This window comes from Rhodoplanes roseus, assembly GCF_003258865.1.
GTDB lineage: Bacteria > Pseudomonadota > Alphaproteobacteria > Rhizobiales > Xanthobacteraceae > Rhodoplanes > Rhodoplanes roseus.
On the sequence record NZ_NPEX01001009.1, the window covers coordinates 1 to 238 of the forward strand.

General features: G+C 67.6%; 1 protein-coding gene. It reads right to left on the reverse strand.

Features of this window, described 5'->3' with window-relative positions; all coding sequences use genetic code 11:
- A partial coding sequence (locus CH341_RS33385) for an ATP-binding cassette domain-containing protein (protein ID WP_146604841.1) occupies positions 1-238 on the reverse strand: 238 nt, incomplete at both ends.

Sequence of the window (238 nt, forward strand, 5' to 3'; positions counted from 1 at the left end):
GACGAGCGCGTCGGCCGCTGCCCGGTCGAGGCTTGCCGTCGGTTCGTCCGCGAGAATGATGGAAGGCTCGGTGGCGAGCGCACGTGCCACGGCGACACGCTGACGTTCGCCTCCGGAGAAGGTTGCAACCGTGCGTGCATCGTCTCCTTTGAGGCCGAGCCTTTCGAGCGCTCTCCGCGCGCCTTCGCCGATCTTATGGCGCCGCTTGCGGACATAGGCGCCCGCAAGGCTCGCATTC